The sequence below is a fragment of the Algoriphagus aurantiacus genome (assembly GCF_035156405.1).
Lineage (GTDB): Bacteria > Bacteroidota > Bacteroidia > Cytophagales > Cyclobacteriaceae > Algoriphagus > Algoriphagus aurantiacus.
Genome location: NZ_JAXRUT010000029.1, coordinates 61,771 through 68,155, shown reverse-complemented (window position 1 = coordinate 68,155; position 6,385 = coordinate 61,771). Strand labels below are relative to the sequence as shown.

Here is a 6,385-nt window from a genome sequence, read left to right as displayed (position 1 = left end):
AAGAACGAAAGGAAGAAGACCAACAACAGGGTTTTGATTTCTAGTTCAATGCCAAACGCCCCTTACAGGGGCTATTCAAAGCCACCTTCTAAGAAGGTGTGTTTTTTACTAGCCACCTATAAAATGTGTGGTTAGCTGACGTTGTATGGATATAGGACAAACCCTAAAGACTCTAACCAGCTGATCTAAAACAAAAAAACCTGACACTTTCGTATCAGGTTTTGCTCCTCCTCCCTGCCGACCGGAGGTGGGTTGGGCTTCCCGAATCACTTGGTATTTAGGACAGGCGTACAAAGACCCTTTGATTAATCCCGTACGTACGGGACTCTAACCAACTGCGCTAAAACAAAAAAACCTGACACTTTCGTATCAGGTTTTGCTCCTCCTCTTGGGCTCGAACCAAGGACCCTTTGATTAACAGTCAAATGCTCTAACCAGCTGAGCTAAGGAGGAATGTTGTTTATTTATCCGGAGCGTGTTCCGAATTGGTGATGCAAATGTAGGAGGCTATTCCATTTATTCCAAATGAGGCTGGTAAAAAAACGGAGGGATTTGTGTTTTCCATGCTTTCATACTTCAAAATCAGAGACTTATTTTTTTGGAATTTTTTCCGATCAAACAATTTTAATACTTAGTTATGAAGGATTTTCTTTTGGATTTGTTAATTTATTGCTCTTTGCTTTTTTAACCCAAAATCACCCAACCATGACTCGACAGCTTAAGAGAAGAGAATTTGTGAAATATTCTGCCCTGACAACACTTGGACTTCATTTTTTGCCTTTTTCGGGGGTACGGGCAGCCCCTTCTGACCGGGTTAGAATTGCTCACATAGGATTAGGGGGAATGGGTTTAAATCATATGAACTGGTTTGCTAATTTGCCTGAAGCAGAAATCGTAGCCTTATGTGATGTAGATGAACTTCATGCCCACGAAGCTCTTTTGAAACTGAAGCAAATTCATCCTGATACCAAAGCTCAGGTATATTCAGATTTCAGAAAGGTTTTAGACAGGCAGGATATAGATGCGATTACCATCGCCACTCCTGACCACTGGCATGCTCAGATTGCAATTTTGGCGTTTCAGGCGGGAAAAGATGTGTATAGTGAAAAACCGCTGTCCTATTCTCAGCGAGAAGGCAAGTTGATGCTGAATTCCCAAAAGGAAACCGGTAGGATTTTCCAATTGGGCACCCAAATCCATGCGGGTGAAAACTATCACCGGGTAGCCGAAATCATCCAATCTGGTGTTTTGGGGAAAATCAAAACAGTACGGCTTTGGAAGACTGGCGAGCCTCCCTTGATTCCTGTTTTAAACTATCAGGCACCGCCCTCCAATTTAAACTGGGATATGTGGCTTGGTCCAGCTCCTTACTCTGATTATTCACCTGAAAAGGTCCATTTCAATTACCGGTATTTTATGGAATATTCCGGTGGGGTTTTTCAAGATTTTTGGTGCCATATCGCCGATATTGTCTGGTGGTCTATTAGCCCTTCCGGATTAAAAAAAGTAAGGGCGAATGGAGAAAAATCTGATGGCGCCGGAGATACCCCCAAATGGATCGATGTTGATTTTAAATTCAAAAAGCTCAACCTACACTGGACTTCTACGCCACCAGATGTAGCGGGGGCGGCAGACAGGAGTATAGGAGCGTATTTTGAAGGAACTAAAGGCACCCTGATCTGTGATTATTCCACCAGGGAAATCCGGATCGATGGCAAGGTGGTGGAGGATATCCCTGAAATTCCCAAATCAATAATAAGGTCACCCGGACATCAACAGAATTTTATTGATGCAGTAAAGGCGCAGAGCCAACCGGAATCTTACCTCGAATACGCAAGAAATATGACCATGCCTATGCACCTGGCTTTGATTTCCTTTAAGTTGAAGGAAGAGTTGAAATGGGATGCCAAGCATGAACTTTTCAAAAATAATGAAGTTGCCAACCAATTACTTTTCAGGCCTTATCGGGATAAATGGAATTTGATCGGAGCATGAATTACTGACTAACAAATGATATTTTATCTTAATAAAAAATTCAAAACACAATGCCGAACTATACATTAACAATCAACGGAGAAGAACAGACAGTAGATGCTGTGGAGGATATGCCACTATTATGGGTGATCCGAGATCTACTTGGAATGACAGGGACCAAATTTGGTTGCGGACAATCGCTTTGTGGTGCATGTACCATCCATCTGGATGGAGTGGCGGTGAGATCTTGTTCTTTCCCAATATCTACTGTCGGAGACGGTAAGATCACCACTATCGAAGGCCTTTCGGTAGAGGGGGATCATCCGGTGCAAAAAGCCTGGGTGGAACATATTGTCCCTCAATGTGGCTATTGCCAATCAGGGCAAATAATGAGTGCTGCGGCTTTGTTGAATGCAAATACTAGCCCAACCGAAGCAGAAATCGAAGGAGCGATGGCTGGGAATCTTTGTAGATGCGGTACCTACAATCGTATCAAAGAAGCAATTATGACTGCCTCAAAATCACTTTAATCTCTCCCACTTAATCGTATTCTTATGCTTCCAACTATTCCATTTCTGAACAATTCAAAAAGAGAAGATCAAAGTAAGGTTTTTTCACCTTCACGAAGAGAATTTTTAAAATTTGGATCTCTAGCCACAGGTGGACTTTTCCTGGGAGTGAGTTTCCAGTGTTTGGGAGCAAAGGGTGAACCTGTCACTTTTGCTCCCAATGTCTATATAAGTATCAACTCAGATAATGAAGTGACGCTGGTAGCTCACAGATCTGAGATGGGCACTGGTATCCGTACTACGCTTCCTCAGATCTTGGCAGATGAGCTAGGTGCAGATTGGTCCAAAATTAAGATCGTACAAGCTGAAGGAGATGAGGAAAAGTATGGCAACCAAAATACCGATGGTTCTTTTTCTGTCCGAATGTTTTATGAGCCGATGAGAAAAGCCGGGGCTACAGCTCGACACATGTTGATTTCCGTAGCAGCAGCTGATTGGCAAGTAGAGACATCTGAATGTGATACTCAAAATGGTATGGTGATCCATTCAGGTAAGGGGGAAAAAGTAAGCTTTGGGGAGTTGGTAGGAAAACTAAAAGACGCGCCGGTTCCAGCTCCTGCAGATGTGAAACTGAGGGATTTTTCTCAGTATAAACTGATAGGGAAAGATGTGGCGATTTATGATATTGATGACATCACACGTGGCACAGCGGTATTCGGAGCAGATGTGAATTTGCCAAACATGAAAATTGCTGTTATCAAAAGAACGCCGGTCATTGGTGCAAAAGTGATTGCCTATTCGGATGAAAAAGCATTGGCTGTGCCGGGAGTAGTGCAAGTGGTCAAAATCGATGGTTCAGGCTTTCCGCCGGGATTAGACAAGGCGCTGGAAGGAGTAGCTGTGATTGCGACTAATACCTGGTCTGCCATTAAAGGGCGGGATGCGCTGGAGATTGAGTGGGATTTGGGTGAAAATCAAAATTATAATTCAGACCGGCAGCAAGCTGAAATGCTCGAAAGTACCAAAGGAAAGGGAAAAGTCAGAAGAGAAAGAGGTGATTTTGATGGAGCTGGAAGATCGGCATCTAAAACCTTGGAAAGGACTTTTGAGGCTCCCTATTATGCCCATGCCACCATTGAGCCACCGGCGGCAATCGCAGATGTCAAGGAAGATGGATCCTGTGAGGTTTGGGCACCTAGTCAGCATCCTCAATGGGCTAGAGAAGCTGTAGCGGCAGCAATTGGAGCAGATAGTGCCAATGTCAAAGTAAATGTAACCTTGCTTGGCGGTGGATTTGGAAGAAAATCAAAGCCAGACTTTGTCGTGGAAGCAGCATTGCTATCTAAAGCAGCAAATGCGCCTGTTCGGGTTCAGTGGACACGAGAGGATGATCTTCATTTTGACTTTTTTCATTCGCATAGCGCACAGCGAATCAAAGCAACGTTGGATTCAGCAGGGAATTTATCTGGCTGGAACCATCATACCGTTTTTCCGGCCATCGGAGCTACCGGCAGTAAAGAAGAATTGCACCCGTCTGATGGTGAAATGGCATTAGGTTGTGTTGACTTTCCTTTTGATGTGCCCAATATTCGCATAGAATCTCATGAATCCACCGGTAATACCAGAATAGGATGGCTTCGCTCTGTGAGTAATATTCATCATGCTTTTGCCGTGCATGCGATGATGGATGAAATCGCAGAAGCAAGAGGCAAAGATGCGATTGAAAATGCCTTAGAACTTTTGGGAGAAGATCGGGACATTACCTTCCAATCAGAAATAGTGGGGGGTGAATATGGCAACTATGGAGAGAATATAACAGACTATCCATGGAATACAGGAAGAATGAAAAATGTCATTCGCAGCGTAGCCGAAAAGGCAGATTGGGCAGCCAACAAAGCTGCCGGTAAAATCATGGGTTTTGCTGCTCACAAAAGTTTTCTAACCTATGTAGCCTGCGTAGTAATGCTGGAGAAAGGAGCTGAAGACAACACTATTATTTCAGATGTCTTCTATGTTGTGGATTGCGGAGTTGCCGTAAATACAGATCGAATTCGCTCCCAGTTTGAAGGTGGGTCTCAGTTTGCAACTAGTTTAGCAACCACCTCTGCCATCACTTTTGACAAAGGACATGTTCAGCAAAATAACTTTGATACGTATCAGATTATTCGAATGCCAGCTTCACCTAAAAATATTCATGTGCATATCATAGAAAGCCAGATCAAGCCAACAGGGGTGGGAGAACCTCCGGTTCCACCATTTATTCCTGCTTTGGCCAATGCCATGTATCAAATGACTGGTAAGAGAATTTATAAGCTGCCTTTCAGTATTTAATTTTTCAATCAGTCTCAATCCTAACAGAACTAGCAATCGGGATTGAGACTGATTTTTTATTTTTGATCTTTTACACTGAACTTTCGTGAGAGTACTTTGATATGGGTTGTTTTGCGAAAACGAAGAGCAGACCAATCCTCATCGATGGCGATTTGGCGCACGCCTTCGTAATCAAACTCACCCAGATATTTCCAGCCTGAATCCCGGTTGATTTTAGCTTTGTATCGCTTCGAAGTCCCCTTAGGATAAGCTAACCAGATCTGCTGATCTTCTGGGGCGAGGTTTTGCATCTCGAAAAAATATTTTTTCACTTCATCTTCAGTTTGAACAAAAGCCAACATAAAATCAGGTTTGACAGCAGGCTGGATCAAGCCAGCTGCTTCCCATGTTGAAATTAACTCATTTAATTCTGGTGGGGCGTTCCAGATTTGGATGTTCATACCCTCTTTCCATGTCATTTTCTTAAGAATAGGATCCATTTTTCAGCTTTTTAATTGTCCGCTAATATAAAAATAACCTACCAAGGGTAAGTTTAATAGTAAGGCTACTCGCCATTTTAGTTACTTTTAGAATGAATTTAAAGTTATCCTATGAAATCGAGCATGATCCCGTACCTACGGGAACACACAAAGGGATGATTATTCACCTTGCGAGATTCCTCCCGATAGCTATCGGGATGGCCAATAAAAATCAATTATAATCATATGAAAATACCGTTAGGAGTGGTCATCTTATTTTTTTCATATTCTTGTGTCAATGCCCAGCAAGAATTAGTTACAAGTTTTGGTGAAGGTGTTCCTGTTGCCACACTAAAAGATGATGGATTAGATGAGATTTCAGGTTTGGCGTGTAGCAAAACGCTTCCAGGTGTGATATATGTTCATAACGATAGTGGAGGAGAGGCGGCTGTTTATTTACTAGACTCATTGGGAAATAATATAGGGAAAATTGAATTTTCAGAGACTAAGAATAGAGATTGGGAAGATATAGCAATAGGTCCGGGAGGAGATGGCAAGTCCTATATTTATGTGGGGGAAATCGGTGATAATAATGCTGTACACGAGGAGGTTGTTATTTATCGAGTTCCTGAGCCAGATACTAGAAATCCTATAAGTCAGGCAATTCCTGAAAAGACAATACTGAAATATCCGGGAGGAGCTAGAGATGCCGAATCGCTAATGGTTGACCCTATTTCAGGAGATATTTTTATTCTTTCCAAACGGGATAGTCTCAATACGCTATATCGGCTACCGGCAGATAAATTTGGAGCTGATAAGATAGAACTAGAGGAATTGATCAAACTACCGCTTACAAGTGCTACTGGAGCAGATATTTCGGCAGATGGCAGTCAAATTCTCGTAAAAAATTATTTAACAATTTACTATTGGCGGAGAAATGCTGGGGAAACCATCGAAAAAGCAATGAGCAGAGAACCTATTCAATTGCCATATTCGCCAGAACCTCAAGGGGAAGCTATTGGCTTTAGACCAGATGGAAAGGCATTCTATACACTGAGTGAAAAACGATTCGATTTGGTTCCCGTTCTTTATAAGTACACTGCCAAATAAATC

6 protein-coding genes and 1 tRNA gene are annotated in these 6,385 nt (G+C 42.5%); 5 read left to right on the top strand and 2 right to left on the bottom strand.

Annotated elements, in window-relative coordinates; translation table 11 throughout:
• Positions 1 to 379: 379 nt before the first annotated feature.
• Positions 380 to 453 (bottom strand) — tRNA-Asn (locus SYJ56_RS21910).
• Between the two features lie 252 nt (positions 454 to 705).
• On the opposite strand from SYJ56_RS21910, the gene SYJ56_RS21905 reads away from it, so the two are divergent.
• The 3 genes from SYJ56_RS21905 to SYJ56_RS21895 are packed head-to-tail and all read left to right on the top strand — an operon-like array spanning position 706 to position 4,814.
• Positions 706 to 1,995 (top strand): Gfo/Idh/MocA family protein, encoded by a 1,290-nt coding sequence (locus SYJ56_RS21905; RefSeq protein ID WP_323837937.1) that lies wholly within the window; start codon positions 706 to 708, stop codon positions 1,993 to 1,995.
• Between the two features lie 50 nt (positions 1,996 to 2,045).
• On the top strand, positions 2,046 to 2,504 hold the full coding sequence (locus SYJ56_RS21900) for a (2Fe-2S)-binding protein (protein ID WP_323837935.1): 459 nt from the start codon (positions 2,046 to 2,048) through the stop codon (positions 2,502 to 2,504).
• 24 nt (positions 2,505 to 2,528) lie between these two features.
• Positions 2,529 to 4,814, top strand: coding sequence for a xanthine dehydrogenase family protein molybdopterin-binding subunit (locus tag SYJ56_RS21895; RefSeq protein ID WP_323837933.1), 2,286 nt, complete (start codon positions 2,529 to 2,531; stop codon positions 4,812 to 4,814).
• A gap of 56 nt (positions 4,815 to 4,870) precedes the next feature.
• Here the strand turns inward: SYJ56_RS21895 and SYJ56_RS21890 are convergent, their stop codons facing one another.
• Positions 4,871 to 5,293: a hypothetical protein gene (locus tag SYJ56_RS21890; protein WP_323837931.1), complete on the bottom strand. Its 423-nt coding sequence runs from the start codon at positions 5,291 to 5,293 to the stop codon at positions 4,871 to 4,873.
• A gap of 92 nt (positions 5,294 to 5,385) precedes the next feature.
• Between SYJ56_RS21890 and SYJ56_RS21885 the strand changes: the two genes are divergently transcribed.
• Positions 5,386 to 5,514: a hypothetical protein gene (locus SYJ56_RS21885; RefSeq protein WP_323837929.1), complete on the top strand. Its 129-nt coding sequence runs from the start codon at positions 5,386 to 5,388 to the stop codon at positions 5,512 to 5,514.
• Between the two features lie 4 nt (positions 5,515 to 5,518).
• Complete coding sequence (locus SYJ56_RS21880; RefSeq protein WP_323837927.1) at positions 5,519 to 6,382, top strand: hypothetical protein; 864 nt, start codon at positions 5,519 to 5,521, stop codon at positions 6,380 to 6,382.
• The last annotated feature ends 3 nt before the right edge of the window (positions 6,383 to 6,385 follow it).